Genomic DNA, 24056 nt, shown 5'->3' on the forward strand with positions numbered 1-24056 from the left:
CTACACCTCCAGGTATCTTGCATATGGCTGTATGCCATATTCTCCGCTATCTAAGCAATCGACAGGATAACTTCCATCATCAACACGAACCCATTCACCTTTTGCCTTTTCATCAGCATCCCATACAGCATTTTCATATGCCTCTATCCACTGTTTCATATGATTCATGATCTTTAGTCGCCCTTGGTTTATTAGGATGCATTCAAGTCTTATTCTCGCCACTATGCCGTCCTTCTTGTACGAAGGATTTACAGTAATGTATATCCTTCTACGCTGTAGCTCGTTGCTCAGCGCCTGCCGGAATAGTTTATCAGCACTCTCGCAGAATATGTCACATACATTAAAAAAGAAAGGCACATAGAAATGATACGTCCTCTCCCACTCTACTATCTTGTCTACAATCTCTTTTGCATATCTATCGTGAGTGTAGCCCGATGTGTTCTTTCCTTGTTTGTGATAATATCCATCAAGTTTTATTGCCTCTCTATATCTCTCTGTAAAACCTGTAAGAGTTGCAACAGTAGCATCCGTTCCACCGATATCCACACTGATAGAAAACTGTACGAAACGTTTACCTTTGTCCTTGAACTCTTTATCGCTGATATAGTCAGGTGTTATTACAACATCCTTATAGCTGTATCTCTCATATATACGTCCTGATGCAGCTGTACGCTTGCCAAGGATGTCTGCCATATACCATAGTGATGTTTTGTCATATGTTGCCAATACCTCACGCAATTTATCATCAGATAAGCTCATATTGTCTGCAATAGTGAAATGCTCATAGTTATAAAACGGATTTTCACCGCGCTCTTTAAGTGCATCTTGATAATCAAGTATCTCGCTATAAAACCAGTGGCTTGGCGACATTGGGTTTAGATCAAAAAATAACTGGCGTTTACTACTGGCCAGTGTACGGTCAAATACCTCTTGTACAAATGATTGGTGGCACTCATTAACCTCTGTTATGTATACGGTGCCATATGAGTTACCTTTTATACGTGCCGCATCATTAGCCTTGCCACCGCCTGCACATATGACTATCTTTTCTCCGGTACGTGTTTGTATATACAACGCATCACGTTCTTCAAATTTTCCCTCGCGGCATCGCCCTTTAAAGATATGTTTAAGCCCAAATCCGTTGCTGTCGATAACATTCATTTTTGCGGTTGCTAGTGTAACACCTGCAACCAAATGCAACCTGTCGGGATGGTCCTCCAATACTGCGCCATATGCCAAAGTATTGATGATGTTCTTACCTGCTCTTTTACCGCCTTCTGCAACGTTCAGCCAGCAATACATACACCTTTTTACATAATCACTTTGTTTCTTTGTCAGGGGTGCATAAGGTATCATTCAAGCTCCTTTCTGGCACTGGGTTGTTAATAAGTTCAGCAATAGAGTTTATCTGCTCATTAAAGTTTGTAGTGTTTGTATCTGGCACTTTTGACTTAAGCAAGTTTATACGCGCTCGCTGCTCCTCAGTAATGATAAGGTGGTCATACAGCCAGTCTAACGCTTTATCAGAATCATACAGCTTTATAGATACACCGTCCTTGCCACGTTTTACCTCGTGTATGATGGTGCCATCTACCTCGCTGCTTTCCTTAAATTCTACATAACTACATTCGTGTCCTGTTTTTTCATCTCTATGTACTCCAAACGAAACATAATCTGTTATGTCAGCAAATGCTATTTGCATCTTCTTAAGGATGATGTCTTGGGCTTCCAACTTAACTTCGTTGCGCATTTCGTTAAGCAATTCTGTGATTGTTTTCTGAATTTCAATATTTTTAAATAGATTAGATGCATTTCCACAAGCATTTATATAACTGCAATTAAATGCTTTCTGATAGGCTCTTACCTTATTCCTGTATTTCACATAGTACAAACAAAAGAAGCGTTGTTCTTCGGTTAATTTCCCGTTTACCAACGTCTCTATTTCTTCTGTGGATAGTTCCTCTTTATGATGCCCTTCACCCTGCTCTGTTACTGCAACTTTGGTTGCAACTTTTTTTCTGTTTGGTTGCATCTTTTCTTTCTTCCATATCCTAGATGCAAGTGACTTTATGGTAGATTCCTTTATACCAGTTATATCTGATATCTCTCTATACTTCTTGCCCTCAAGCCACAATTCTTTTGCTTGCTGTTTTAAATCATCATTTATAACTGCCATATCATCACCTGCCTTTCGTTGTTATTAAATCATTTTAAGTTATTCTTATTTGTTTCTCTAATAAATGCGAATAGTACAAATAACATCCACCAACCGCTATTAAATGTCTTAGCTAAAATAAAAGCCGATGTGAACACAAACACTTGCCATAATAATTCATTTGTTTTCATTTTTCTACCTCCCTGATGCTTTTAACCATTCGCATCCTTTTACACAACCTGGTCTTTTCTTAGGGCAATTCAAACACACTATGCTAGTCACTTCCATATTTTTTCCTCCTGTTCCTATACCAATGCTGCCATATTAAATAAGCACCACACAAATGTTTACATGGCACTTTGTTTATACATCTCTTGTCACTACAGGGGCATTTCATTCTTCATACCTCCAGTAATCGCCTTTGTTTAATAACCAAAACTCTTTTTCATCAACATCATAAACACTTTCTTTGCATCCATCGTTTACACATTTCTGTATTTTGATTAACCATCTTTCTCCATGATAGATGGGTGTCATTGTTGTTATAGTTGATTTACCTACTATGTGTGTTACTGGTATTATAGATGTATATGCCTTCTTATGCTGCTTTTCAATTATAATTCCTTCTGATACTGAATGCCCACAACCGCATAAGAAAAAAAGCAATATGATAATTGCTGCTTGTTTGATATATTTCATTATTGTCATTCCTTTCTTGGTAAAATAAAAGCATCCAATTTAATAGATGCTTAATTTCCTTTTTTAAATTTGTGTAGCGCTTTTGTTAGCCCGGTGAAGCGCCTAAACACCAATATAGCCATGTTTTTAATGGTTAACACAGGCCTTTTTAAACCGACTATCTATTGTTTTTTGTAAGGGTATTATCATAGATAGAGAGAGAACATTTGCCCTAAACCACTAACAATAACCTCAAAGTAATCGTTAGCAGTTTACGGTAGGCATCCGAAGATGCCTTACACAAGAGGGGGAGAAACAAAGACAATAGAAAGCAGAAAGTATGAAACTTTCTCCCTGCTATTTCTACGATATCATAATATCATGTTTTTTTATGCAAATAGTGTCCAGTTATACTATCTTTGAAATTACTTTATTTGCATGTCTATACATTGCAGATGAATCATTGAAATGATATTTATCAACCATGTTTTTATAATACTTTTTCTCGATAAATAAATCAACTATCATTTGTCTATCAATAGGATCGGTAATCTTCATAAGCTTAGCAGATACGGAATTGATGCGTCTTATATATTCATTCCTTTCGTTGATAACTTGCTGCTGTTCCATCATGGGTGCAATTTTATTTGGCTTATACGGATCAGCAGCATTTTCACATTTAATCCCATCATTCCCATTAGGACAGCCTAAGCCTGTCAGCTGTACATCCAATTCTTCGATACGTTCATTACATATTAAAATTGCTTTTGTATAATAGTCGTTACTTTTGCAATCCCTTTTAAACTGTTCAACTTTATCTTTTGTGCTCAATATTTCCTTTTTCATTGTTTACCAACTTTCTTCCAGTATTCGTAATCTAACTCTTTCAAAAATTTATCTTTTTTTGAAATTTTAAATAAGCACATCATAGATACACCGAATAAGCCACCAATAAATAACCCAGTAATAAATTCAATCATTTTGTACCTCCATGAGATATAAATTGCAATCATCATCAATTAAATCAATTTCTCCATTAAATAAAGTGTTAAACTTGTAATGGTCTCCATCTTCATCTTCATAAATATTAGTTAAACCCCATCCAAACTCATTGCACCAATACCAATTACCATCTATCAATTCTTCTAATTCAATAGGTGAATTGTCAAAGTGTTCTTCAATAAGTTTATCAATTAATTCAATGGCATCAATAAATTCGTAAACACCTACTTGATTTTCGGTAGGTACATCAAATGCATACTCATTTATTGTTACGATTGCTTTTTCACATTCTTCTTTATTCATCTTCATCACTCCAATCTATCGCTTGTCCACATCTGTTACAATAAATGTTTTCATATGGGTGGTTCTTTTCCGTTACTCTTGATAACTGTATATCGCAACAATTAGGGCAAACAAATTTGATATATGGTTTTTCTCCTTCATTTTCGTAATGTTTAGCTAGTATCTTTTTTGGCGCCGCCTTATCTACTAGTTCTTGTAATATATCTATGTACCATTTTGCTTCACAGTTGCATATTTTTTCAATGTCACATTCTTTGCAACATTTTTCTTTTGGGCAGGAAACTTTTATAAGATTGTTTAATGCTTCTTGATATTTATTCATCATACGTCTATCTCCTTTGTGCTAATATATCCTTTCTTCGCACATCAAATCCAATATCTCTTTAGTATAATAAATCTGTATATCGGTAGTGTAATATCCATTCTGATATGAATAACAAGGAACAAAGAACATATTATTTGGATTACAGAATCTAAACCCTGACCCTTTATTATCGTCACCATAACCTTTTACTACCTCAAATACAAGGTTATCGTCAAATTCAGTTTCCATCGCAAGCGTATCCTCTAAAGACTTAAAATCAGCAAAGTTGGATTCACAGCAATCTTGTACGTGATCATATGTAATTTTATTGCCATTGCCGAACACTATAGCTTCATCTGTAACCTGTATTATTTTCATTTTCATCTTTTCCTCCTTTAAAATGGTAAATCATCCTCTTGCAATCTAAATTCACTGTCGCTAGCATCATGTTCATTGCCTTGATTACCTACATCATAACTTGGTGTGTTAGCAACACTATTCGTTCCCTTTGGTTCTAAAAACTGTACTGCATCGGCTATAACTTCGGTCACATAGACACGTCTTCCACTCTGGTCGTCATAGCTGCGTGTCTGAATTCTTCCTTCCACACCAACTAAGCTTCCTTTATGCGTATACTGTGCCGTATTGTCCGCAACCTTATTCCAGCACACACAGTTGATGAAATCAGCGGTTGGCTGCCCTTCTGCCTTGATTCTGCGGTCACATGCCACGGTAAAGGATGTAACACTGGCCCCCGATTGTGTTTTGCGTAATATTGGATCTTTGGTTAATCGACCGACTAAAATCACTCTATTGATCATACGCCTAAAACCTCAATGTAATTGTCATCATTATTATCAAGATATTCCATCAATGCCTCAATATCTTCTATTTCGTAATCAACCGCTTCATCGTACACGATACTATAAATTATCGTGCTAAGCTGTCCGTATGTAAATTTCATTTTTATCATCCTCCATCATTTTATAAGGGCAATATCTCAGACACGTCTTTACCAATTTATATCCAATATGCCAAGGAGCTTTTGTCATTGTCTACATTTATACCCACCGGCCAATCCCGTTCCTTCGTAGTTACAATATTTGCATTCAGCACATTTCATTTTCTGTCTCCATTGCGGCTTCTTTACTAATCATTTCAAACTCATACACAAATACATAAGGATTTACTTCCCATCTATATTTATCCATATTTGATTTTTTGATTGTTGAATTCCATAAATGAGAAAATCTTTTAATTCCTGTATTACAATCTTCACACTCTTTTTCCACAAACCCTATCGTATTATTATCATATCCTCCAATCAATCCAAAACCTTTACATGTTGGGCAATATTTTTTATTGATAGGATAACGATCAAAACAAGGCACACCTTCTAGCATAGCTTGCTCTTCTGTTATATCTTGCAATCGCTCTACTCTTACATTTGTTACCCGTAAAAAAATGCGTGCTGCTTCTTTTGGCATATGTATGGATGGTTTCCATTTAAATGATATTCCTAAATTTTTCAGAGTAGTCCACTTATTATCAGCCATGTAATAAAATTCTTTATATTTACTTTTAAAAAATGTTTCACGCACATACAGAACATCGTTTATTTTATATTTTGGCTTTCTAACTATCTGTGTCATTCCATTATCGCTTATAAAGGAACAATATCCATATTGGATATCATATCCACTGCCCATATTCCAGCCCAAAAACTTAAATCCCTGTGGTACATCAATAACGCGTCTTGTTACTGTTTTTCTACCATCCAAAATAGCACGCACCATTTCGGTGTTAAATAAAATCGGTTTCATAATTAATAATTCCTCTCTGTGATTGTTTTTTGAATTGATTCAAAACAGTTTACACATTTCACAATCCTTCCAGTACCGTCATTCGCGGCATATAACCAGCCACCAAATCCATTACAATAAGTACGTCCATCACGTTCTTTTTTTTCAAAACATTTATCACAATAAATACCAGATGGTACATAAATCTCTTTTTCTATGTTTATTTTCATTATTCTTCACCATTCCTCCAACATACCGTCAATATATTCCTTGGTTTCTCTTAAGATAGCCATGGCATACTCACCACTTTCTTTCATACTCCATTCATATCGTTTTGCATTCGGCGTTTCTTCTCCAATGGTTACAATAATGTGACGTAATACATTCTCTAACACTTTTAAATTATTAAGGTGTCTTCCATCAGTATTGGTTTCTCCAACGGCTTCAACACTTCCAACAAGTTTGTCAATAACCTCGCATACCAATTCGCTTCTACGCACAACTTCTTGTTTTTCTTCTACAGTCATTTTTCTTCATTCTCCTTCTAACGCAACCTTATAAAGTTGCGTTGCACGATTGCAACCAATTTAGGTTGCGTTATTACATAACATCTTTTAATGCTTTTCCAGTTGAATACAGTAAGTCATATGGAAAATCATTATCTTTAAGAAAATCAAAATATTCCGATGTAGATTTGAATTTTCTGATATTATCTGGCTTTGCATGTGTGTACTGAGTGCATAGAATTTCTTCTAAAGCGTCTTTGTAATTTTTTATGTCAATGTTTTTATTGGCTGTTCCCATACAAATTGTATTATTACCAAACATATTTGGCATGGCATAACGATATAGCTTAGTATTCATTCCATCATACTCTTTGAAACAATACGCTTCTAACTGTTTGATTTGTCCTGCGTGGTGGCATATTACATAAATGCTGTTTGGAAAGTTTACTTTATATGCTTTACCGGCATATGTTACGATACGCTTACGTTCTGGTTGCTTAGTTAGGATGCAGTTAGGTGATACTGCTATTAGCTCATCATCTGCTACAATTAGATCTTTTTTATAATCAATGTAAATTTCTTGTCCACGCATAGAATTTAAGCTGTCAATAAGCTGATCAATACTGATTGTTTTAAAATAGCTTTTTTTTCTTACGTTAATAAGTATTTCTGCATCATATTTTTGATCAGTAACGCGAAAAATCATTTCCATCATTAGAATATTACCTCTTTTCTTGATGAACATATTTTTAATTTATCAAGCAACTTATAAGCGGCACTATTCACGCCATCGTCATTTAACATAATAAATAGATCATCATCTAATTTTTGATATATTTCGTATGAGTTAAGTGTTTTGCAAATTTCTTCAATTTCGCGTTTTCCAAGATCACTAGGGCTTTCAATGCTACCGTCATAAGATATTAAACCAAAATAATACATTCCATGTGTAACCTTTTGGAACGCTATCATTGATAAAAATTCATTAAAATCAATTATGTTTTGTTCGTTTTCATCTACAATAATAATGCAACTTGTCATATAAGTCTCTTCGTACATATACGGTAAGTCACCATTATTTTGAGCTTCCACTATTTCTTTATCTGACATTTTTTTACCTGTATCTTCGTTTTCTATTTCACTGAAACACTTCCAATCTTCCAAAAATTCAGATAAAACATTAGGTTTAAGACCATTGATCCTTCTTCCGGTATTTGTGTATTCCATAAATTGATATTCAAGTGGTGCATCGTCAACCTCGATAATCGCATCTTCCACAAAACAATGTACAATGATTTCTAACATGATATTTTCCAACCCATCAAAAGCATCTGACAAATGATAGTCACCAACCAGACGATCGAACAAATAGAAATCATCGTTTTGATAATTGTTATCATACGCATATTTAATAGCTCGCATTAATTCATCGACCAGATCTTTTTTTTTGCAATGTTCACACAGTTGCTTGACATACCATCCGTAAGTATGTGGCTCTAATTTAATGTTTTGGAACGATGTGTATTGCCTCAAATCGCTTAACAACGCTAACACCTGCCTTTATCTCACCGTGTAGCAATGCACTGATATGTTCGATCACCATGTTAGCCATCTTTAGGTTTGTGACCATATACTGTGTATTGCCTGCGGCCGCTTGTGCTTCACAGCTTTTTTCTGTCGGATGTTTGTCCAAATCAAACTTATAAGCATCGCCGCGTAACTTCCCAACGGTTTCTTGTCCGCTCTTAACAACCACATACACATCGCCTTCATATTCACTATTTGCGGAATCAATATAAATGCATTCATCAAGCTGTTTGAATGTATGTTCTAACAAAATTCGCGTCTTATTGTTATCAACACAGCCGATAAGCACCGGTATATGTTGTTCATACTTCTTTAGTAACTCTAATATTTCATCTTTCGTGATATAGTGGTCAACTGATTCGCAAATATTTCCGTAGAATGTATTGATCTTCTTTGCCAGTGCATTCGCTTTGTTTTCACCGATATCGTGCTGTTGATACGCTTGTCGTACCATGTTTTTTTCTTCCACGATGTCGCCATCAATTAATACCATTTCACTATTTGTGTGAATGAGTAACTTCGGTAAATCCCTAGCCACCAGGGAGCCGGTACCGCCGACCCCCACAACAATAAACACGTATTTCATACTTTAACCTTTAGCGTGTTTTTGAAAAGACACTACCAACATGTTGTCGTCTTGAATGTAATCATATGATACTGATCCGGAGAAATCATAAAACCCATGACGCAACATTTCTTTTGATATTTCATCTGCTGTATATTCTTTATCATCTTGAAACACATGTGTTACATCCTGCTCACTGTGGTTAAAGAACATTCCGAAAGGAAATTTATATTTCTTTTCCTTTACTTTTGCTTCTTTCTTGTCTGTTTTGGCTGCTTTTGGTTTTGCTTCTTTTTTAGGTTTTTCCTGCTTTTCTTCTACATCAGCAGGTTTTAACATACTCATTAAGTCCATTATTCTACCTCCCTGTTTGGCTGATTAAGGTATGCGCATGCTGCTGTGGTATCATCTTTTTGATATATCAGCATTCTGTTGTTAAAACTTAACAATACTTGATCTTCGTTTTCTAATTCAATGATTTTAATTACATCGTCGATATACACTTTAACGTTAAGCTTGCTACCTTTCACTAATTTGCCATCTAATGTAATATCAAACTCATTTGTTTCTGATGATGTTTTAGCTCGGAGTTCATTATCATTTAAAATTTGTAACTCATCAGTGTATCCTCGCAGCATCTTAAGTGTTTCTAACAAATGCTTTTTGTTGACAGTAATAGCGCATACTTGATTGATGTTAAGTTGCGGCATATCCATTGCAACTACCATCAATGATGTATAAAACAATTGCCCTTCGTTGTTTACAAATGCTGCTCTTTTCCCATCGGTCATGCATGTATTAGTATCTTTGATATATTTGAATGCTTCTTTAGGCACACAAATAGTATTTTTGATACCAGTATCGGCCTTGTGTATATAAATGCACTTGGAATCTGTTATGAGATATCCTGTAGGCGTTATGTTAACACCATTAAGCTGTACTCTTGTTTGATCATTGCCAACAAATTTTTGCCCCGGTTCAAAGTCATTTGAGTTAACGCTAATTTGTATTGTGTTATCACCCAAACTTGTATCAGGAATACATGCATCTGTCATATCAGCTAAGGTTATTTTGCTTTTTGGCATTGTGACAAAGATCTTATTTTCTTTTGTTGTTAAATCAAAAGATACAAACATAGATAATGTGTGATAATCCTTTTTGCTTAGCGTAAATGTCATTTCATCGTTTTTTTCATCGATATTGAACATAGTAATAAAACCATAGTCATTTTCTGTGTTGTGTATTGTAACCACACCATTTTTAACCTCTATGTGATTTGTAGTCATGGCATTCTTAAACATTGATCCTATAAATTTCATACTATGCTACCTCATAATCTTCCATGCACATTTGCACATTTTTTTTGTTCAATACCATGCAGCATAAATATATCTTTTAACGCTTCTTCGACCTCATCCGGCATTTCTTCTGGTACAAGCATATAATTGATCATTTCCTGTTCGCATACATGTGCTGTCTTGTTCACTTCTTTTGTTAAACTGCTTAATGTGATACCTTGTGCTTTCATGCGCTTACACATGGTCTCGTATGTTTTTTGCTTCATTGCTGCTCTCCTTTCAGTTTCTCCATCATAGCTTTGATTTCATCATCATCTACTTGTTGACTTGTTGTCTCAATAACATCTTGGTTTTCGTACCATTCAGGAAGTTGTTTATTAGTTTTCGTAGGTGTAGGCTTATTTAAATAACTTTCAAATTTATTACCGAACAATGTTTCTGGTCTTATGTACTTACACATTTTAGGATCCGAAAGCCATTCATCACATTTGATATCAATTACCTTTTTGAAGTCGTCGATTGCGAAACCTTCGTTGTACCTCGCTTTAATCTTCTCTTTTGTTTTTTTAGATTTATAGCGATACTGAGTTCCTGCTTTCTCGTTCAAATAATCAATGATTTCTTTGTACGGTATATTATCTTTGATGTCCTCTTTACCAGTAGGTACGTCGTCGGAAACATCTGTTTCAGACAATATATCTTCACTAACCTTACCTAACCTAACCTTACCTAACCTAGGTGTACAATTTGTATCCAATATGTATCCATTCTGTATACAACCTTCATTTCTAACGGTATATGCCTTGTTTTTCTTGATTTCAAGCATATCTTTTTCATGCTCATATGCAGTAGGCTTATATCTATCTTTTTGAATGTAGTTATGCATTTTCCAATGCTTAATCACACATATTCCAGTATCAAATAAATAGATGAATTTTTTTATAAGTAGGAGCTTCATATCATCTTCTGAAGCCCCTATCATTTTTTGTACTCTTTTTGGATTTCCAAGAAAACCGTCATCATCAGCTTTCATTCCTAAATGGAAATATAAAGCTTGCGCTGATAATGGCATATCTTGAAAAGCATCACTATCTATGATTTGTGATGAGAACATTCGTCTTTCTGCCAATTTACCACCTCGTTTTTATGTTTCCTTTATCTCAATCCCATATTTTTCTTCCATCATTCGCTTTTTCAACCGGTATACGGGAGTTAATCAGATAAATCGTATTCATATAAATTACCATGTATCAATTCATAATGGTAGCATGTGTGACACAATCCACGCGCATGATGAGTTGTTTCTTTACCGCATCTTTTACATATGATTTTCTTATGTTCTGCATGTAAACTAGGGTGTTCATATCTGGTTGTTAATTGCAAATTCTCTAGCCTGTTATCATCCTTTATTCCGTTTATATGGTGCACATGTTCATAAGTTTCTAATTTTCTACCTAAATGGCGCATCATAACAAGTCTATGCTCTTCCATGTCACGTCCATTGACCCTTATGTATTTATAACCTTCCGGAGATAAATGCCCACCTTTCCACTTCTTGATTGTATTGTTATATTTTTTTGATTCTGCCTCACAGTTCTTGCTACAATAATGATTTTTACGTCGTTTTAAATAACATGGGTATGTATTATATTCTTTTCCGCAATAATCGCATTTTGCCTTTACCATATCAATCTCCTAACTTTATCCAATTTATCTCTGTTTTAACCGCTCCATATTTGTTCTTTTTAGGCTTTATGGGAGGTGTTTGCGCAGAGGTATACTTACGTCCGTCTGGGTAGTTTATCATACTAACATGTCACGATAATAAACCGTGTCTATGCCAAGTTGTTCAGCATACCATAACGTTTTATCAATGAGCTTCCCCATCTCTTCTTTGTTCATTTTGCTGGACCCTATAAACACTTTACACCGTGCCCATCTAGTACCGTTCTCGCGGTTTTCATAACCGAGTACCTGTAATGCTCTGACTTCTTGTTTGAGCGTTTCTAGCGCTTCTGCAAGGCATGTAATGTATTCAAACTTGGCACCTGCCTGCGATAACAATATGCAGTACATATCCCAGTCATCATCTGAGGATGCGTTTGGGTGCTGCGTTATCTCATGGATCAGCGCCCACAAATAATTATTTTGATTAATGCTGCGTTTGTTTTTAACCTCAGCAATCTCTAATGTATAAGGCTTTTTTTGTAAGTCTTGACAGTATCGTTTGTAATGATAATTTGATACTTCAAATGTTACTTCAAGGTTTCCATCCTCATTGATTGCTTTGCGTAGATAATTAGCAACTATCTTTGTCTTAGCCATCTTTACGATACCTCAACTTGGTTTCATCCCAATCAGGATAATGACGTTTTAAATGCTCTCTCATGGCTAATTTATACCTATCTGTATGTTGACCTTGGTCAGCTTGCTGATGGCATGTTACGCATCCGCAGACAAGATTTTGAGGTATGCCTAAGCCACCGGCTCCGCGGGATATATAGTGGCATATTTGAGGATGTGAGAGGTGACGACCGCACCATATGCATTTATCGCCATCTCTCTGTCTTACTTCTGCTCTTACCTTAGCGCTTATGTCGCAAGCTTTGCTGCGTTTACTTTTTCCCATACTTCTTTTCATACTCCTGTATTAAAGCTTTATACGCATTCACAAGGTTGATCATTGTTTGCAAATCAGTAGATGCATCTTGTGATACAATACCAAAGTGTTTCTTTAGCCAAGTTGCTGTAGCATCACTTCGATAATCAATTCCCATGGCATCCATTTTTTTTCTTAGCGATGACCATTCCAATGTCCATACATTGAGTTGCTCTTCTGTATTATTTTTATTGTTTTGTTGCTCTTTTTGCTCATTTGAATCAGCATCTTTTGTATCATCAATATTAAATAATCCGTTTAATGCGTACTTACGGGCATATGACGATGTGGATCCTGTAATTTGACTTTCATCCATACCTTTTTTAGCCACACTTTCACGGGCATATGCACAGCATTTGATTGTTTGGTCACTTTCCCAATCATACAATTCAGCAACAGCCTTTATGTAATGCCATCCATCATAAATTTCAGCTTCATCACTAATAATAAGGGTTGTCTTGTTTTTTTTACATAACGGCTTAACCGCCTCAAGGATGTCCTCACAATTACGATAGTTATATTTCCCAAACTTGTTATACTGATTTTTTGGTGCTTTTAATTCACACTGTATACTTGATAATTTCTCAAGTAGCGATATAGTTTTTTCTGTCATGCTTGTTACCTCGCTACTCAGCTGTTTCAGTGTCACACTGGTTATCACTGCACTCTGCATGTTTACTCCTGTAGTAAGGGCACCATTTGTTTACGTTACAATAATTATCACAACGATTATCAGCACCTTCACGCTTTACGATGCTATGTTTGTCATCAAGCATTAAATTGTCAAAATATGCTTTTGCATCACCTTCTGTTTTGAATAACTTCACAGCCGATTTGCGACCTTTTTTCATAATTGCATATGTATCATCCTTATGCCAGCGTTCTGTTGGTGTACAGTTTGGTAAATCTGCATCATCCATTTGCTCACAATCACTCAATTCTTCAAATCGTTGTTTTATCCATTCTTCAATTTCTTTAAAATCATCATCCGTAAAATCCCATCCAATACGATATACAGGGTGTTGAGGATAATTACCGCCCTGCAGAGCCTTTGTTTTACTATGGTCTTTTAGCATGGCCACAATCTCGCCTCTGTTTGCATCAAAACCAATTTGTCGTAACATCCAACAATAAATGAGTGTTTGCTTGCGGTACTCATCCCAATCATTTTTTAGTACCTTTTGAACGCTTGCTGTCTTGTAATCCGTTACTGTTCCAGTTGCATCGTTGTAAAGGTCAAAAATGCCACTTAATTTATAGCCATTCAGCATATCGACTACAAATTTATTTTCTTTTAATTCTTCCAACTCTTCCTGTGATTTTTCCAAGATGCTGTGTACAGCAGTACCAAATATTAACCAAATCATATCTGATACGTCTTGCTCTATTTCATCGTCATGTCTACGCTCTAAGATTGCTTGACATGGCCCTTTTAATAACGCCGTAACGCTGTACTGCTTAGGTGTATATTTGTGATTGCGTGTAACTGCATCAACTAACGGTGCAGGCAGATTGTATTTGTTTGTTATCTTCATTTGTTTTTCTCCTTGCTTAAATGCTTGATATAGTCGATTATCGCCTTTAACTTTTCATTTGCCATTTCGTAAGTTAGATAAATGGTATATGATTCATCAGCATTTTTATTATTTATCCATCTGTTTAAATGAATATCCACCCAAACCGACTGTGTATGAGGGGAATACTCAACAAAAATATCATGTTTTTTACATTCATATGCTACTGCTATTAATTCACCCAGTAATTCAGCTGTTGTCTTCATCCTCTTTCCTTTCTCTCCACTCTTGCTCTTCATGGAGTGCTTTAATATCTGCCAGCTCATTTACTGACAAATCGTCGCTGTAATACTCATCTGGTCCTTTGGCTGGCATAATGTCACCTTAACGTAAAGTACAACTCTACTGCTCCTATATAAGCTAGCAGCAATATAATCATTCGCCACGCTAAACCGTAAGTGATTTGTATCCATAGCTTAAATCTTTTCATGATGTTACCTTATTAGCAGCAATGATATCTTCTAAGATATCTTTAGGGCACGTATATTTCTCAATGATTTCGTTAACATCATCAAGATATTTGCGTTTGATTGCTTTGTATGAGCGTACGCCAAATTTATGTTTAATTTCACGTCCGATATCTGCATATACTCGACCACGCAGTGAATCATCACGATATGCTGGTGTGCCGTGTCCACCTAAAATTTTAGTACCGAGCTGTCTAACTGCTTTTTGGACATCGTCACATTCTACTGGTAAAAGAGGGATATCTTTTTTGAAATTCTGTAAATCGTCATTGATTTCTTCAACACGCCCTGCTGTTTCACTTGATAATGCTAAAGCAATTCTTGCTTGCTCTGCCAATGATGGGATTACAGTTTTTCTGAAATAAGAATCAACAAGTTTGTCGTATAGTTCCCATGCCTTATCTGTGTTTAGCGACTTGGCATGAAGGAAAGCGCCTTTTTCCGTCCATAAATACATTGATCTAACTTTTTGATTTTGCGTTCCGCAATTTGCGGATTGCAAAAATGATGATAGTTCTTCGCCCTGAAGGAAGAAGTAATGTTTACCTTCTTGATAACGTTCTTTGTTAGTGTTGAAATTTTGAGAAATGCGTTTAACTGACGTGTCATAAGATTCAGCCAGTTGTTGAGTGTTCAGAATTCTTTGATTCTGATATGTAATGATTTTTAATTCATTCATTTTTTTCAATTCCTTTCTGAAATATGTGATATGATTGTGTAATAAAGAAAGGGTTGATAAAATGAAATTAAATCCTGATTGTGTACGTTCTGTATTGCTGTATTTAGAAGAAAATCAACTTATGGATGATAAAGGACTAATAAACCCTATTTATTCATCAAAATTGCCTGATAAACTTACCAAATACAAAAACTCTGATGTGTTGTATAGTATTAAACAATTAGATGAATATGGCTATATAGAAACGCGTCAATTTGATACTGTTAATTATTCTTCTGCTATTTTAGACATTACTCCATATGGTCATGAATTTTTAAAAAATATCCACAATGATACAACATGGAATAAAACTAAAGAAATAGCCAAACAAGTTGGTTCTACTTCTTTAAATGCCTTAGCAAACATAGCTTCATCTGTTGTCGCCAGTCTTATTACTGCCGCCATACAAAGTCAATTGTGATTCTATTGCTTTTTTTGCAGAATCGTCCACAATTATTTTAATTTCATCATAGTTTTTTAATAATATTTGTTTGTTAGAAAAATTCCCTCCCGATAAGCAAATGATGCGCGTTATCAATACAGGTAATTCAACATTTAACAAATATTCTTTTTCTTGAGCATAATTCTTCATATCTTTACTCCCTTGCTTTTTACCGTTGATTCCCTTATAATTTATATGAACTTATATATAAGGGTTCGACGTTAGACACTCACTTGTTTTCCAGACGACGGAGTGTCTTTTATTTTGCGTTCTTGATTTGCCATGCGTGTGATATCACTCTCATTTATTCCAGTGATTTGTAATAAATATTTATAGTAAATTTTGCCTTCTAGGTTTTTCTTGCCATCTTCAATGCATTTTTGCCTACATTCATCAAATAATCTAACTGCTTTGTCATTCCCGCAACGCATAAAATTTCTGATGTCCGTTTTAGTTAGATAGATTTTATGCAATATCATTTCACGTTCGATGTTTAAATCATCTCGATACTTTTGCCTCAATGTTTTCAACTCCTTTCTTGTCACTTTCAATAGCTCGCCTTGATACCTCTTTCTAATCGATGTAAAATTGAATTTATGAAAGGGGGTATTAAAGTGACAGATAACCAAAAACGCGCTCACGATTTAGCAATCCTTTATATGTATGCTGAAATCAAAAACGGTTCAATAACTGTTGACAATGATGAAACTATTCATGCTATTTCTTTTGTCAGCGAATATGAAAATATCTATGGCTCATTGTTAGAAGCTATTGAATCTAGCGATGAAATACGTTAGTCTTTGATTTTTTAGATAGAATTTTCTTTAATTCAATCTGTAACAAACTTGGAATTTCTTTAACATCTGATTCACTTAGGCCTTGTTCTTCACATACCGTTAATATGTGATCTATCAAGGCTTTTGTCTTTTCACTGCACTGTGCTTTTTCTAGCATGATTAAGCACTCTCCTTTCATAGTAAATCTTTGATATCTACGCCAAAGTAATCAGCTAAGATTTTCAGCTTATCGGCTTTAGGATTGCTACGGCCATTCTTCCAATCGCTCAATGTGGATGTTGGTATGCCTGTATCCTTGGATACTCGATAAGGTGTAATACCTCTATCTTTTATTAAAGCCTCAAACTTTTCGTACAAAACGTTCACCTCCTTTAACTAAACCTATTGTAACTATTACGGAAATGTGATATATTTTATGTGTCAAATAAAAATCTATATCTCATATCGCTTAGTTACCTAGGATTTACTAGGTACGTGTATATACTATCACGCGTATGCTAGTTATGTCAAGGTGTTTTAGCTATGTTTTCCGAGATATTTCAAAAAGTGAGGTAACCTATGTATGAAATATTTGAAAAACTGTTAAATGAACGTGGTATCACAGCATATCGTGTCTCCAAAGATACTGGCATACCAACATCTTCTTTAACTGATTGGAAGAAAAAAAGAAGCAAACCAAAATTCAAAAACATGAAAATATTAGCTGATTATTTTAACGTACCTATTAGTTATCTATTAGGTGAAGAAAATGAGAAAGTAATTGACAAGCCAGAAAAAAAAGAGCACCAAATTCAAATACCACTATATGCACGTTTATCATGTGGTACAGGTGGTTTTGTGGATGAAGATATCATAGAATATATTTCGTTGCCAGATACTATCTTAAAACCAAATAAAGAATACTTTGCCAATTACGCAAAAGGTGATAGTATGATAGGTGCAGGAATAAATGACGGCGACTTGTTAGTATTTGAAAAAACTAACGTGCTTGATAACGGCAGTATCGGAGCGTTTTGCGTCGATAATGAAGAGGCCGTATGTAAAAGGATTAGAAAATCCGAGCAAGGCTTAATCATGTTATTGCCAGCCAACGAAAAATATGACCCAATTATCGTTGATGTAGAAAATACATGCTTTAGAATAGTTGGCAAATTAGCTTTAGTTATTAGTAAAAGGTAAACACATCTTTTAAGGTGTTTACATAAATTTAAGAAAGGAGGGGGAAGAATGAAAACATGGAAACTCGTTTCAGGCATTTTATCTATTGTATTGTGTCTGTTTGTCCTTTTGCAGTCATGCGCAGCTGGTGCATCTAATGCTTTAGCTGAAACTGGTGAGGTTAGTGGAAGTGCTGGATTGATTGTGTCAATCATGATGTTATCAGGCGGTATAGTTTCAATCGTCACTCGCAATGGTTCTAAAGGTGGTAATATTGCACTAATTGTACTTTATGGTATCGCTGCTTTATGTGGATTTACACTTGCTGGATCTTTTGGTGACCTGTACATATGGTCAACATGGTGCTTGATTTGTGTTATTTTAGCAGTAGTATCTTTAGTTAAAATGAAGAAATAAAAAAAACACCCACCGGCGGCATCTGGTGAGTGTCTATAGAAAAATGTGGCTTGCTCAGTCTACACTTTTTCTGTACCCATTTTACCATAAAAAGGAGGGTATGACAATGGCTGTAAAAAAAGACGAACGAATGGTACGTAGTAAAAAAAATAAAGATAAGATGGTTAAAAAGGTGACATACAAATGCGAAGGAAGTTATGTTGACTTGAATGGCATATCGCACCGTTATCACAAAAGAGGGTTTTCTACAGCAGAAGAAGCAAAAGAATGGGAACATACTTTTTTGCTAAAAGCTAAAACAGAAATTGATAATGATTTAACCTTTTATGATTTGTATGTTTTATATATTAACTCTAAAAAAGATGTTTTAAAAGAAAGATCTTATTATGAGATTACAAAGACATTTGAAAAGCATATCTTGCCCTACTGGAAAGAACTAAAAATTAAATCTATTTCTTTGCGTACGATCGAAATGTTTCAAACAAATTTATTAAAAGAAGAACAATCAAACGGCGAACATTACAGTAATGCAACTTTAAAAAAAATACAAGTGTATTTAAAAGCTGTTTTTAAATATGGTGATAAATACGGTTACACAAAAGACTACAGATTGCATTTATTTGAAAATGTCATGTTCAAAGATCAACACAAAAAAGAGATTAATTTTTGGCAACCATCTGAGTTTAATGAATTTATTAAAGTTGTTGATGAACATATATATGTGGCTTTATTCGATGTTTTATATTGGTGTGGATTAAGAATTGGTGAAGCATTGGCGTTAAAGTGGAGTGACATTGATATGGATAAAAAGACAATTATAGTAAATAAATCTTACACCAAGCACACGCATCAATTTACGCCTCCAAAAACTCAAAACAGTTACAGAACCGTAATTATGCCAAATCACTGCTTTAATGCGGTATTAGACTTATATCAAAATCAAAAAAAGATAATAGGTTTTGATAATAATAAATTGTTGTTTTATTTTGACAAACCGCTCGACGAAAACTCAATTAGAATAAAAAAAGATAGATGGATAAAGGAAGCCGGGGTTAAACGAATACGCATTCATGATTTGCGCCACCCGTATGTCAAGCCCACGACAAAAAATAAATTATCTTCAAAAGCAGAAACCTCAAGCTATCGTTTCCGATAACTTGTAGTTTCTGTTTTGATTGTAAGTTACTTGATGTGTTAGCCCATTTTAATTCGTCATCGTGAGCGAAGAAAGTCGAGATAGTAAGTGCGCATCTTTTGTGGAATTTTTAACTTCAAGCCGCTCCAGCACAGACTGTTCCGTTTCAGGGCTCCAGTAGATCTTCAACTTGTTCTTAGCGCGTGTAATAGCTGTATAGAAGATGTTGTGTGTGATTCTTTCCTCAGTTTCATTTGTAATTACGATTTTTACAAAGTCGTATTCCAATCCCTGCGCCTTGTGGATAGAAACTGCATATGCGACCTGAAATGGAACAACAGTAGAATCGTTATCTTCATCGTCCTCATCGGTGCTCCGATATTTGTTCACGCTGAATGAGATAATAGATTTTCCTGCCTCAGATTCTCCAATGAGTTCAAAATCATATCCCCAGGCGTCAATTGCATTAATTGATTCATCTAGCTCAATATTGAACCAAATTTGCTGCTCCTCCGGGCGAATACCGACAATTCTTCCTTTTGAGTTATTGTGGATCAGCGGAGAAAAGATATTCGATTCATTAAACAGAATGGGATCGTCTACTTTGTAGGCATTTATTCCCCAGACAACACTCTCATTCGGATTGCTGTTTTGCAGGAACCGGTTGATATTATTGATTCCATATAGCCCATCGTAATTCAGACAAAGGATAATCTCATCTTCTTCGTTATGCTCAAAGATGGATTCATCTAATCTTGCGACATAGCCATTCTTTACTAACGGCTCTAGAATTGCATCGTCAAGCTTGCGCACACGATCCCAAACCGTTAGCAAATCATTATTAGTCGTGCGATACGGATGGTTCAGTTCAAATATTGATGTTTCCGGTACAAATTTCTGAGCAATACTAAACCAGTTCCCAAAGTAAATCGACTCTATCTGATAGATATCGCCAACAAGAACGAGCAGCTTGAAGTTCGCTTTCTCCAGCACACGCCGCATATCATCGTTGCTGACTGTGCTACACTCGTCGATAAAGAGGATATCGCAATCTGTATTATTGTTCCGCTTCGAGAGGAACTTTGCAATTGTATTATAGTCACTATTCCCGGCGGTAACCTTTCTGCGCATATTATCTACGGCCGGATGTGTATTAGCTAGGAATATCTTATCCTTATCCGCCCAGAAATTAGATATGTGCTTAATCAACGTAGATTTACCAGTACCAGCAGAACCATAAATCAGCGCAATGTGAGAATTGGCAAACATCTGCCGAAGGGCTTCTTTCTTACCATCATCATCAATTGTATATGACTCTCTTGATATCCACGAATCAACAGAGGCCGTATATTGAGAAACGCCCGATGAAGCCAACTCCTGCAATTTTTTGATTATTTCGGTACTATCTTCGACGTAGCTTTTGATGTAAAGATGATCCTTATATTCTTCAATTCTACGTCCGGTATGTTTATAGTACAGGGAAGAATTGTATTTCCTTATCAAACCATTAATATTTTCAAAACCTTCAATTTCGGCTTTAGATGTAAATAAATGACCTTCTATTTCAGTGTTGTTTTTAATGTATCTAGCAAACAGCTCATGCTCGTGACCGAAAACGGGAATAGATTCAAACAAGTCATATATTTTCGGATTGTGTTGTCGGAGGGAAGTACAATAAGGCATACGATCAAACGGAATACAGCCATAATTTAGGTAAAGGTTAGATAATCCACCACATTGTTCGCCCCAATACTGCCATTTGATGACACGGTTATTCATTTTATGAAGCAAATATCTCAATACATTTGCTCCTGGTTTATTACCAACTATTATAGTTCGGCACTGATCAAGCATCTCATAAATCTTGACCGATTGAGCACGGGCTGTAATCTGCCTTTTTATAAAATCATAGTAATCTTGGTCGCTACTCACGAGCTCGGTTAAGGACATTCTAACGACTGAAAGATACCTCATCAGCTCTCTATATTCATTAGAGTTGGTACTATGCTTTACTCTCGGGCCGAAGATTTCAGAAAGATTATCCCACTCACAGGGGCGAATAGATACTTCATATCCATCAATCACAAGAATGGACATATCTTTATCTAGGATACGAATCCTATCATTGTGTATTAAGAATTTGACAGCATAGTTATCAACAATCTCATGCTGCGTAAATGCAATAACCCGGTCAAATTTACTTGCATTAGCATTTGCTGCAGTAAATGTGACTTCATAATAGATCTTTTGATTGACGAAAAAGGGCTTTACTTTCTGCACATAATACCGGTCGTTATAAGTAACCGGATAGCTAAGCGCACTCGGAGATTCGATTCTTTCCGCAATCTTTTCATAGTAATCCAAGAGCTCAGTGTCCGTATTCAGAGGGAAGTCGCTGATATTCTCCAGCACGTCCAAATTAAAAGTTCGTTTCAGATATAGCTTGATTTTTAGTAGATGCTCATAGTATTTGAGCATGAGACGCTCCGATCCATCCTTGTCAACGGTATAGTGCGACACGGATTTCTGGAGCATTTCGTGGAACCTATAAAGGAATCGCAGATCGCCCCGGCGCTGTATATCTTTCAAAGCAACCACATTCAAATCATAGTCATTAGGATTGACGTCTTGACCGTTGGAGTATGCTTTGATCGCTATATACTCCACGAAGTTGCGAATATGACCAAGAATATTCTGGCTTAGAAGTCCCCTGTCGGCAAAACTTAGCTGAGAGATATTATCACATATTACGCCATTTGTATCGAGTATAGCTTTATCAATTCTGAGCATCTGACTTCGCTCCTTTTTTCTTTACTATTTTGTCCATTTTACCATAATCCTCCCATCGACGTCTACCACGATCTGTTCAATACAATCAACAATCTCATTCAATGGAACCTCCTTCCTGCTGGCTTTCAGCAGTTTGCAGAACACCCGATACTGTTCTTCATAGGCGACTTTGTTTGCAATCGCTCTGTTCAGTTCCACTTCGGCTTGCTCCTTTGCAGGCCGTGCAGCCGCAATAGCTTCTTTAGAACCTTCGCCCATGACATACTTTTCATATAGCTTCATGCTGAAATCTGTGGCTTCCCCATATTTGATCGAAGCTGCTTCAATGGTGGAATCTAAGTGCTGTATTTCTTGCTTATATTGATCTTTGGTAATAAAATGGTAATTAATGTACAGTTTTAGCTGATAGTATACAGCGCTGAACACATCTTCCTCCCGTACATACATACCGGTGCATTTGCCAGCACCTAAACGGTTTTTGGTAATACAGGTGAAGAAGTACCAATCTGCATGATTGGTTCCGCGCTTACGCTGCATTTTCCCGCCGCAGCAGCCGCAGATAACTTTCCCTTTTAAAACATTTTCTGTTGATTGACTATTTGTGGTGAGGTTAAACGCTTTCGCTTGAAATGACCTTTGAATGGCGTCAAAGGTATCCGTGTCTACCAGGGGCTCATGTGTTGCGGCAACAGCTCTCTTTTCTTTCCCCTGTACGAGCATGCCGGTATAGGTTCGATTGGTCAGGATATACTTGACTGATCTACTATTCCAGTCTCCGCGGCCATCATCATAGTTTCCAGCTAAACCATTCGACCTCGCATATTGGATCGGTGTGGGAATATCTTTCTCGTTCAGATACCGAACTATGGCGGTCACACCAGTGCCATTCGCTGCTAACTCAAAGATTTTTCGGACAATAATAGCTGCTTTGGGATCAGGAATAAGTTGATCGCGGTTCGATTCTGATTTTTGGTAGCCGAATGGGGCTCTTGGCCCAATAAATGTACCGTGTTGTGCTTTCATATCTAAATTCGCCTCCACTTTCTTTTTAATTCCAATAGATACTTGTTCATTAAATGCGTTTGTTATTGGTACTCGAATCCTGGAACTGTAAGGACGTTCTTGGTTGGTAATACCATCAATCGTATCAAACTGATCGTTTACAGATACAAATCGGACTCCGTTAGCTGGGAAAATGACTTCGATATAGTAACCGGTGGTAATGTAGTCCCTTCCCAAGCGAGAGAGGTCCTTCACAATGACACAGTTGATTTTGCCCGCAAGGATGTCTTTACTCATTTTTTGAAACGCAGGGCGGTCAAACCGTTTGCCGCTGAAACCATTATCAATATAGTAATTCGATATAGGAATTTGGTGCTGATCGCCCCAGCATTCGATAATGAATTTCTGATTTTGGATAGAACTGGATTCTTCTTGATTTGCAACTGAAAGTCGAACATAGCCTACTGCTTTGGCGATAGAAGTTTTAACCATTTCTGCGTGTTGATGTTTTCTGCTTTTTCGTGCCATGAAAATACCCCTTTCGACGAAAAAGGCTACGGCGCAAACCGTAGCCTCTGACAATATCATACCATATGTCATTTTCCGCTTCCACGAGAGAATATCCATTTGTCGCTTCCACGAGCTTAGGCACTCTCACGTGTCTTTATTGATAAGCCTTGGTTTTAACCCTTTCGAC

39 protein-coding genes are annotated in these 24056 nt (G+C 36.1%); 5 read left to right on the forward strand and 34 right to left on the reverse strand.

From position 1 onward, the window contains the following. From KJS44_RS12305 to KJS44_RS12435, 28 genes are all read right to left on the reverse strand, one after another. The gene (locus KJS44_RS12305) at positions 1–1356 is read right to left on the reverse strand and encodes a phage terminase large subunit (RefSeq protein WP_008686808.1); all 1356 of its coding nucleotides are present in this window, start codon (positions 1354–1356) and stop codon (positions 1–3) included. Beyond that, positions 1319–2176: a terminase small subunit gene (locus tag KJS44_RS12310; protein WP_008686807.1), complete on the reverse strand. Its 858-nt coding sequence runs from the start codon at positions 2174–2176 to the stop codon at positions 1319–1321. Before KJS44_RS12310 ends, KJS44_RS12305 begins: the two co-directional genes overlap by 38 nt. Positions 2177–2205: 29 nt before the next feature. After that, complete coding sequence (locus KJS44_RS12315; RefSeq protein ID WP_008686805.1) at positions 2206–2346, reverse strand: hypothetical protein; 141 nt, start codon at positions 2344–2346, stop codon at positions 2206–2208. A 202-nt stretch (positions 2347–2548) separates the two neighbouring features. Next, positions 2549–2854: a hypothetical protein gene (locus tag KJS44_RS12320; protein WP_008686803.1), complete on the reverse strand. Its 306-nt coding sequence runs from the start codon at positions 2852–2854 to the stop codon at positions 2549–2551. Positions 2855–3241: 387 nt separating this feature from the next. Next, on the reverse strand, positions 3242–3679 hold the full coding sequence (locus KJS44_RS12325) for a hypothetical protein (protein WP_213540116.1): 438 nt from the start codon (positions 3677–3679) through the stop codon (positions 3242–3244). Continuing rightward, the gene (locus KJS44_RS12330; RefSeq protein WP_213540117.1) at positions 3676–3813 is read right to left on the reverse strand and encodes a DUF3789 domain-containing protein; all 138 of its coding nucleotides are present in this window, start codon (positions 3811–3813) and stop codon (positions 3676–3678) included. Before KJS44_RS12330 ends, KJS44_RS12325 begins: the two co-directional genes overlap by 4 nt. Continuing rightward, positions 3806–4144, reverse strand: a complete 339-nt coding sequence (locus tag KJS44_RS12335; RefSeq protein WP_213540118.1) for a hypothetical protein — start codon at positions 4142–4144, stop codon at positions 3806–3808. The genes KJS44_RS12330 and KJS44_RS12335 overlap by 8 nt, the downstream gene beginning before the upstream one ends. Next, a complete protein-coding gene (locus tag KJS44_RS12340) occupies positions 4131–4463 on the reverse strand; it encodes a hypothetical protein (RefSeq protein WP_213540119.1) in 333 nt (110 codons plus the stop codon). Before KJS44_RS12340 ends, KJS44_RS12335 begins: the two co-directional genes overlap by 14 nt. A gap of 18 nt (positions 4464–4481) precedes the next feature. Beyond that, a complete protein-coding gene (locus KJS44_RS12345) occupies positions 4482–4826 on the reverse strand; it encodes a DUF7448 domain-containing protein (protein WP_213540120.1) in 345 nt (114 codons plus the stop codon). An 11-nt stretch (positions 4827–4837) separates the two neighbouring features. Further along, positions 4838–5263, reverse strand: a complete 426-nt coding sequence (locus KJS44_RS12350; RefSeq protein WP_213540121.1) for a single-stranded DNA-binding protein — start codon at positions 5261–5263, stop codon at positions 4838–4840. Continuing rightward, positions 5260–5406 carry a hypothetical protein gene (locus tag KJS44_RS12355; protein ID WP_213540122.1) on the reverse strand — a complete coding sequence of 49 codons (147 nt, stop codon included), beginning with the start codon at positions 5404–5406 and terminating at the stop codon, positions 5260–5262. Before KJS44_RS12355 ends, KJS44_RS12350 begins: the two co-directional genes overlap by 4 nt. Before the next feature lie 145 nt (positions 5407–5551). Then, positions 5552–6265 (reverse strand): hypothetical protein, encoded by a 714-nt coding sequence (locus KJS44_RS12360; protein ID WP_128125491.1) that lies wholly within the window; start codon positions 6263–6265, stop codon positions 5552–5554. Positions 6266–6267: 2 nt separating this feature from the next. Beyond that, positions 6268–6474, reverse strand: a complete 207-nt coding sequence (locus KJS44_RS12365) for a hypothetical protein (protein ID WP_128125490.1) — start codon at positions 6472–6474, stop codon at positions 6268–6270. Between the two features lie 6 nt (positions 6475–6480). After that, complete coding sequence (locus KJS44_RS12370; RefSeq protein ID WP_213540123.1) at positions 6481–6771, reverse strand: hypothetical protein; 291 nt, start codon at positions 6769–6771, stop codon at positions 6481–6483. Positions 6772–6844: 73 nt separating this feature from the next. Next, entirely contained in the window at positions 6845–7465 is a 621-nt protein-coding gene (locus tag KJS44_RS12375; RefSeq protein ID WP_213540124.1) for a hypothetical protein, read from the reverse strand. After that, positions 7465–8295 (reverse strand): hypothetical protein, encoded by an 831-nt coding sequence (locus tag KJS44_RS12380; RefSeq protein WP_213540125.1) that lies wholly within the window; start codon positions 8293–8295, stop codon positions 7465–7467. The genes KJS44_RS12375 and KJS44_RS12380 overlap by 1 nt, the downstream gene beginning before the upstream one ends. Further along, complete coding sequence (locus KJS44_RS12385; RefSeq protein ID WP_213540126.1) at positions 8252–8923, reverse strand: ThiF family adenylyltransferase; 672 nt, start codon at positions 8921–8923, stop codon at positions 8252–8254. The genes KJS44_RS12380 and KJS44_RS12385 overlap by 44 nt, the downstream gene beginning before the upstream one ends. A 3-nt stretch (positions 8924–8926) precedes the next feature. Further along, the gene (locus KJS44_RS12390; protein WP_008686772.1) at positions 8927–9256 is read right to left on the reverse strand and encodes a hypothetical protein; all 330 of its coding nucleotides are present in this window, start codon (positions 9254–9256) and stop codon (positions 8927–8929) included. Next, positions 9256–10221 carry a beta clamp domain-containing protein gene (locus KJS44_RS12395; RefSeq protein ID WP_008686771.1) on the reverse strand — a complete coding sequence of 322 codons (966 nt, stop codon included), beginning with the start codon at positions 10219–10221 and terminating at the stop codon, positions 9256–9258. Before KJS44_RS12395 ends, KJS44_RS12390 begins: the two co-directional genes overlap by 1 nt. A gap of 11 nt (positions 10222–10232) precedes the next feature. Then, positions 10233–10466: a hypothetical protein gene (locus KJS44_RS12400; protein ID WP_008686770.1), complete on the reverse strand. Its 234-nt coding sequence runs from the start codon at positions 10464–10466 to the stop codon at positions 10233–10235. Continuing rightward, positions 10463–11329 (reverse strand): conserved phage C-terminal domain-containing protein, encoded by an 867-nt coding sequence (locus KJS44_RS12405; RefSeq protein ID WP_008686769.1) that lies wholly within the window; start codon positions 11327–11329, stop codon positions 10463–10465. The genes KJS44_RS12400 and KJS44_RS12405 overlap by 4 nt, the downstream gene beginning before the upstream one ends. An 83-nt stretch (positions 11330–11412) precedes the next feature. Then, entirely contained in the window at positions 11413–11886 is a 474-nt protein-coding gene (locus KJS44_RS12410; RefSeq protein ID WP_008686768.1) for an HNH endonuclease, read from the reverse strand. 117 nt (positions 11887–12003) lie between these two features. After that, on the reverse strand, positions 12004–12525 hold the full coding sequence (locus tag KJS44_RS12415; RefSeq protein WP_008686767.1) for a NinB/YbcN family protein: 522 nt from the start codon (positions 12523–12525) through the stop codon (positions 12004–12006). Positions 12526–12815: 290 nt separating this feature from the next. Next, entirely contained in the window at positions 12816–13532 is a 717-nt protein-coding gene (locus KJS44_RS12420; RefSeq protein WP_008686764.1) for an ERF family protein, read from the reverse strand. Further along, the gene (locus tag KJS44_RS12425; RefSeq protein WP_008686762.1) at positions 13486–14394 is read right to left on the reverse strand and encodes a PD-(D/E)XK nuclease family protein; all 909 of its coding nucleotides are present in this window, start codon (positions 14392–14394) and stop codon (positions 13486–13488) included. Before KJS44_RS12425 ends, KJS44_RS12420 begins: the two co-directional genes overlap by 47 nt. After that, the gene (locus KJS44_RS12430; RefSeq protein WP_008686759.1) at positions 14391–14639 is read right to left on the reverse strand and encodes a hypothetical protein; all 249 of its coding nucleotides are present in this window, start codon (positions 14637–14639) and stop codon (positions 14391–14393) included. The genes KJS44_RS12425 and KJS44_RS12430 overlap by 4 nt, the downstream gene beginning before the upstream one ends. Continuing rightward, positions 14623–14748 (reverse strand): hypothetical protein, encoded by a 126-nt coding sequence (locus tag KJS44_RS14690; protein WP_008686755.1) that lies wholly within the window; start codon positions 14746–14748, stop codon positions 14623–14625. Before KJS44_RS14690 ends, KJS44_RS12430 begins: the two co-directional genes overlap by 17 nt. A gap of 111 nt (positions 14749–14859) precedes the next feature. Further along, positions 14860–15579: an ORF6C domain-containing protein gene (locus tag KJS44_RS12435; protein ID WP_008686752.1), complete on the reverse strand. Its 720-nt coding sequence runs from the start codon at positions 15577–15579 to the stop codon at positions 14860–14862. Positions 15580–15640: 61 nt separating this feature from the next. On the opposite strand from KJS44_RS12435, the gene KJS44_RS12440 reads away from it, so the two are divergent. Continuing rightward, positions 15641–16039, forward strand: coding sequence for a DUF2513 domain-containing protein (locus KJS44_RS12440; protein ID WP_008690810.1), 399 nt, complete (start codon positions 15641–15643; stop codon positions 16037–16039). Here the strand turns inward: KJS44_RS12440 and KJS44_RS12445 are convergent. Further along, positions 15989–16210, reverse strand: a complete 222-nt coding sequence (locus KJS44_RS12445) for a hypothetical protein (protein ID WP_008690808.1) — start codon at positions 16208–16210, stop codon at positions 15989–15991. The two genes, KJS44_RS12440 and KJS44_RS12445, sit on opposite strands and share 51 nt — an antisense overlap. A 71-nt stretch (positions 16211–16281) precedes the next feature. Next, positions 16282–16581 (reverse strand): hypothetical protein, encoded by a 300-nt coding sequence (locus KJS44_RS12450; protein WP_008690807.1) that lies wholly within the window; start codon positions 16579–16581, stop codon positions 16282–16284. Between the two features lie 93 nt (positions 16582–16674). On the opposite strand from KJS44_RS12450, the gene KJS44_RS12455 reads away from it, so the two are divergent. After that, positions 16675–16857, forward strand: a complete 183-nt coding sequence (locus KJS44_RS12455; protein ID WP_008690805.1) for a hypothetical protein — start codon at positions 16675–16677, stop codon at positions 16855–16857. Here KJS44_RS12455 and KJS44_RS12460 read toward each other — a convergent pair. Together KJS44_RS12460 and KJS44_RS12465 are read right to left on the reverse strand one after the other, a co-directional pair. Next, positions 16838–17014: a hypothetical protein gene (locus KJS44_RS12460; RefSeq protein ID WP_008690802.1), complete on the reverse strand. Its 177-nt coding sequence runs from the start codon at positions 17012–17014 to the stop codon at positions 16838–16840. The two genes, KJS44_RS12455 and KJS44_RS12460, sit on opposite strands and share 20 nt — an antisense overlap. A 17-nt stretch (positions 17015–17031) precedes the next feature. Beyond that, positions 17032–17214: a helix-turn-helix domain-containing protein gene (locus KJS44_RS12465; protein WP_008690800.1), complete on the reverse strand. Its 183-nt coding sequence runs from the start codon at positions 17212–17214 to the stop codon at positions 17032–17034. 201 nt (positions 17215–17415) lie between these two features. On the opposite strand from KJS44_RS12465, the gene KJS44_RS12470 reads away from it, so the two are divergent. The 3 genes from KJS44_RS12470 to KJS44_RS12480 all read left to right on the forward strand — a co-directional run bounded on the left by KJS44_RS12470 (position 17416) and on the right by KJS44_RS12480 (position 19588). Beyond that, positions 17416–18036, forward strand: coding sequence for a LexA family transcriptional regulator (locus KJS44_RS12470; RefSeq protein ID WP_008690798.1), 621 nt, complete (start codon positions 17416–17418; stop codon positions 18034–18036). Positions 18037–18084: 48 nt separating this feature from the next. Next, positions 18085–18432, forward strand: coding sequence for a hypothetical protein (locus KJS44_RS12475; protein ID WP_008690796.1), 348 nt, complete (start codon positions 18085–18087; stop codon positions 18430–18432). A gap of 106 nt (positions 18433–18538) precedes the next feature. Further along, positions 18539–19588, forward strand: a complete 1050-nt coding sequence (locus KJS44_RS12480) for a tyrosine-type recombinase/integrase (protein WP_213540127.1) — start codon at positions 18539–18541, stop codon at positions 19586–19588. A 48-nt stretch (positions 19589–19636) separates the two neighbouring features. Here the strand turns inward: KJS44_RS12480 and KJS44_RS12485 are convergent, their stop codons facing one another. Both KJS44_RS12485 and KJS44_RS12490 read right to left on the reverse strand, forming a co-directional pair. After that, positions 19637–22357, reverse strand: a complete 2721-nt coding sequence (locus tag KJS44_RS12485; protein ID WP_213540128.1) for an ATP-dependent DNA helicase — start codon at positions 22355–22357, stop codon at positions 19637–19639. 24 nt (positions 22358–22381) lie between these two features. Beyond that, positions 22382–23887, reverse strand: a complete 1506-nt coding sequence (locus KJS44_RS12490) for a recombinase family protein (RefSeq protein WP_213540129.1) — start codon at positions 23885–23887, stop codon at positions 22382–22384. Between the last annotated feature and the right edge of the window lie 169 nt (positions 23888–24056).

It is taken from the genome of Longicatena caecimuris (assembly GCF_018406465.1).
Taxonomy (GTDB): Bacteria; Bacillota_I; Bacilli_A; order Erysipelotrichales; family Erysipelotrichaceae; genus Longicatena; species Longicatena caecimuris.

What these genes read in the sequence shown, in the direction of transcription:
- KJS44_RS12330 (WP_213540117.1), bottom strand. Translation starts at nt 3,813, where the DNA reads ATGATTGAATTTATTACTGGGTTATTTATTGGTGGCTTATTCGGTGTA.
- KJS44_RS12470 (WP_008690798.1), top strand. Translation starts at nt 17,416, where the DNA reads ATGTATGAAATATTTGAAAAACTGTTAAATGAACGTGGTATCACAGCA.
- KJS44_RS12480 (WP_213540127.1), top strand. Translation starts at nt 18,539, where the DNA reads ATGGCTGTAAAAAAAGACGAACGAATGGTACGTAGTAAAAAAAATAAA.
- KJS44_RS12435 (WP_008686752.1), bottom strand. Translation starts at nt 15,579, where the DNA reads ATGAATGAATTAAAAATCATTACATATCAGAATCAAAGAATTCTGAAC.
- KJS44_RS12430 (WP_008686759.1), bottom strand. Translation starts at nt 14,639, where the DNA reads ATGAAGACAACAGCTGAATTACTGGGTGAATTAATAGCAGTAGCATAT.
- KJS44_RS12490 (WP_213540129.1), bottom strand. Translation starts at nt 23,887, where the DNA reads ATGGCACGAAAAAGCAGAAAACATCAACACGCAGAAATGGTTAAAACT.
- KJS44_RS12485 (WP_213540128.1), bottom strand. Translation starts at nt 22,357, where the DNA reads ATGCTCAGAATTGATAAAGCTATACTCGATACAAATGGCGTAATATGT.
- KJS44_RS12395 (WP_008686771.1), bottom strand. Translation starts at nt 10,221, where the DNA reads ATGAAATTTATAGGATCAATGTTTAAGAATGCCATGACTACAAATCAC.
- KJS44_RS12335 (WP_213540118.1), bottom strand. Translation starts at nt 4,144, where the DNA reads ATGAAGATGAATAAAGAAGAATGTGAAAAAGCAATCGTAACAATAAAT.
- KJS44_RS12310 (WP_008686807.1), bottom strand. Translation starts at nt 2,176, where the DNA reads ATGGCAGTTATAAATGATGATTTAAAACAGCAAGCAAAAGAATTGTGG.
- KJS44_RS12350 (WP_213540121.1), bottom strand. Translation starts at nt 5,263, where the DNA reads ATGATCAATAGAGTGATTTTAGTCGGTCGATTAACCAAAGATCCAATA.
- KJS44_RS12420 (WP_008686764.1), bottom strand. Translation starts at nt 13,532, where the DNA reads ATGCAGAGTGCAGTGATAACCAGTGTGACACTGAAACAGCTGAGTAGC.
- KJS44_RS12440 (WP_008690810.1), top strand. Translation starts at nt 15,641, where the DNA reads ATGAAATTAAATCCTGATTGTGTACGTTCTGTATTGCTGTATTTAGAA.
- KJS44_RS12340 (WP_213540119.1), bottom strand. Translation starts at nt 4,463, where the DNA reads ATGATGAATAAATATCAAGAAGCATTAAACAATCTTATAAAAGTTTCC.
- KJS44_RS12475 (WP_008690796.1), top strand. Translation starts at nt 18,085, where the DNA reads ATGAAAACATGGAAACTCGTTTCAGGCATTTTATCTATTGTATTGTGT.
- KJS44_RS12355 (WP_213540122.1), bottom strand. Translation starts at nt 5,406, where the DNA reads ATGAAATTTACATACGGACAGCTTAGCACGATAATTTATAGTATCGTG.
- KJS44_RS12385 (WP_213540126.1), bottom strand. Translation starts at nt 8,923, where the DNA reads ATGAAATACGTGTTTATTGTTGTGGGGGTCGGCGGTACCGGCTCCCTG.
- KJS44_RS12460 (WP_008690802.1), bottom strand. Translation starts at nt 17,014, where the DNA reads ATGCTAGAAAAAGCACAGTGCAGTGAAAAGACAAAAGCCTTGATAGAT.
- KJS44_RS12410 (WP_008686768.1), bottom strand. Translation starts at nt 11,886, where the DNA reads ATGGTAAAGGCAAAATGCGATTATTGCGGAAAAGAATATAATACATAC.
- KJS44_RS12305 (WP_008686808.1), bottom strand. Translation starts at nt 1,356, where the DNA reads ATGATACCTTATGCACCCCTGACAAAGAAACAAAGTGATTATGTAAAA.
- KJS44_RS12315 (WP_008686805.1), bottom strand. Translation starts at nt 2,346, where the DNA reads ATGAAAACAAATGAATTATTATGGCAAGTGTTTGTGTTCACATCGGCT.
- KJS44_RS12425 (WP_008686762.1), bottom strand. Translation starts at nt 14,394, where the DNA reads ATGAAGATAACAAACAAATACAATCTGCCTGCACCGTTAGTTGATGCA.
- KJS44_RS12375 (WP_213540124.1), bottom strand. Translation starts at nt 7,465, where the DNA reads ATGATGGAAATGATTTTTCGCGTTACTGATCAAAAATATGATGCAGAA.
- KJS44_RS14690 (WP_008686755.1), bottom strand. Translation starts at nt 14,748, where the DNA reads ATGCCAGCCAAAGGACCAGATGAGTATTACAGCGACGATTTGTCAGTA.
- KJS44_RS12325 (WP_213540116.1), bottom strand. Translation starts at nt 3,679, where the DNA reads ATGAAAAAGGAAATATTGAGCACAAAAGATAAAGTTGAACAGTTTAAA.
- KJS44_RS12400 (WP_008686770.1), bottom strand. Translation starts at nt 10,466, where the DNA reads ATGAAGCAAAAAACATACGAGACCATGTGTAAGCGCATGAAAGCACAA.
- KJS44_RS12370 (WP_213540123.1), bottom strand. Translation starts at nt 6,771, where the DNA reads ATGACTGTAGAAGAAAAACAAGAAGTTGTGCGTAGAAGCGAATTGGTA.
- KJS44_RS12320 (WP_008686803.1), bottom strand. Translation starts at nt 2,854, where the DNA reads ATGAAATATATCAAACAAGCAGCAATTATCATATTGCTTTTTTTCTTA.
- KJS44_RS12365 (WP_128125490.1), bottom strand. Translation starts at nt 6,474, where the DNA reads ATGAAAATAAACATAGAAAAAGAGATTTATGTACCATCTGGTATTTAT.
- KJS44_RS12445 (WP_008690808.1), bottom strand. Translation starts at nt 16,210, where the DNA reads ATGAAGAATTATGCTCAAGAAAAAGAATATTTGTTAAATGTTGAATTA.
- KJS44_RS12390 (WP_008686772.1), bottom strand. Translation starts at nt 9,256, where the DNA reads ATGGACTTAATGAGTATGTTAAAACCTGCTGATGTAGAAGAAAAGCAG.
- KJS44_RS12345 (WP_213540120.1), bottom strand. Translation starts at nt 4,826, where the DNA reads ATGAAAATGAAAATAATACAGGTTACAGATGAAGCTATAGTGTTCGGC.
- KJS44_RS12360 (WP_128125491.1), bottom strand. Translation starts at nt 6,265, where the DNA reads ATGAAACCGATTTTATTTAACACCGAAATGGTGCGTGCTATTTTGGAT.
- KJS44_RS12415 (WP_008686767.1), bottom strand. Translation starts at nt 12,525, where the DNA reads ATGGCTAAGACAAAGATAGTTGCTAATTATCTACGCAAAGCAATCAAT.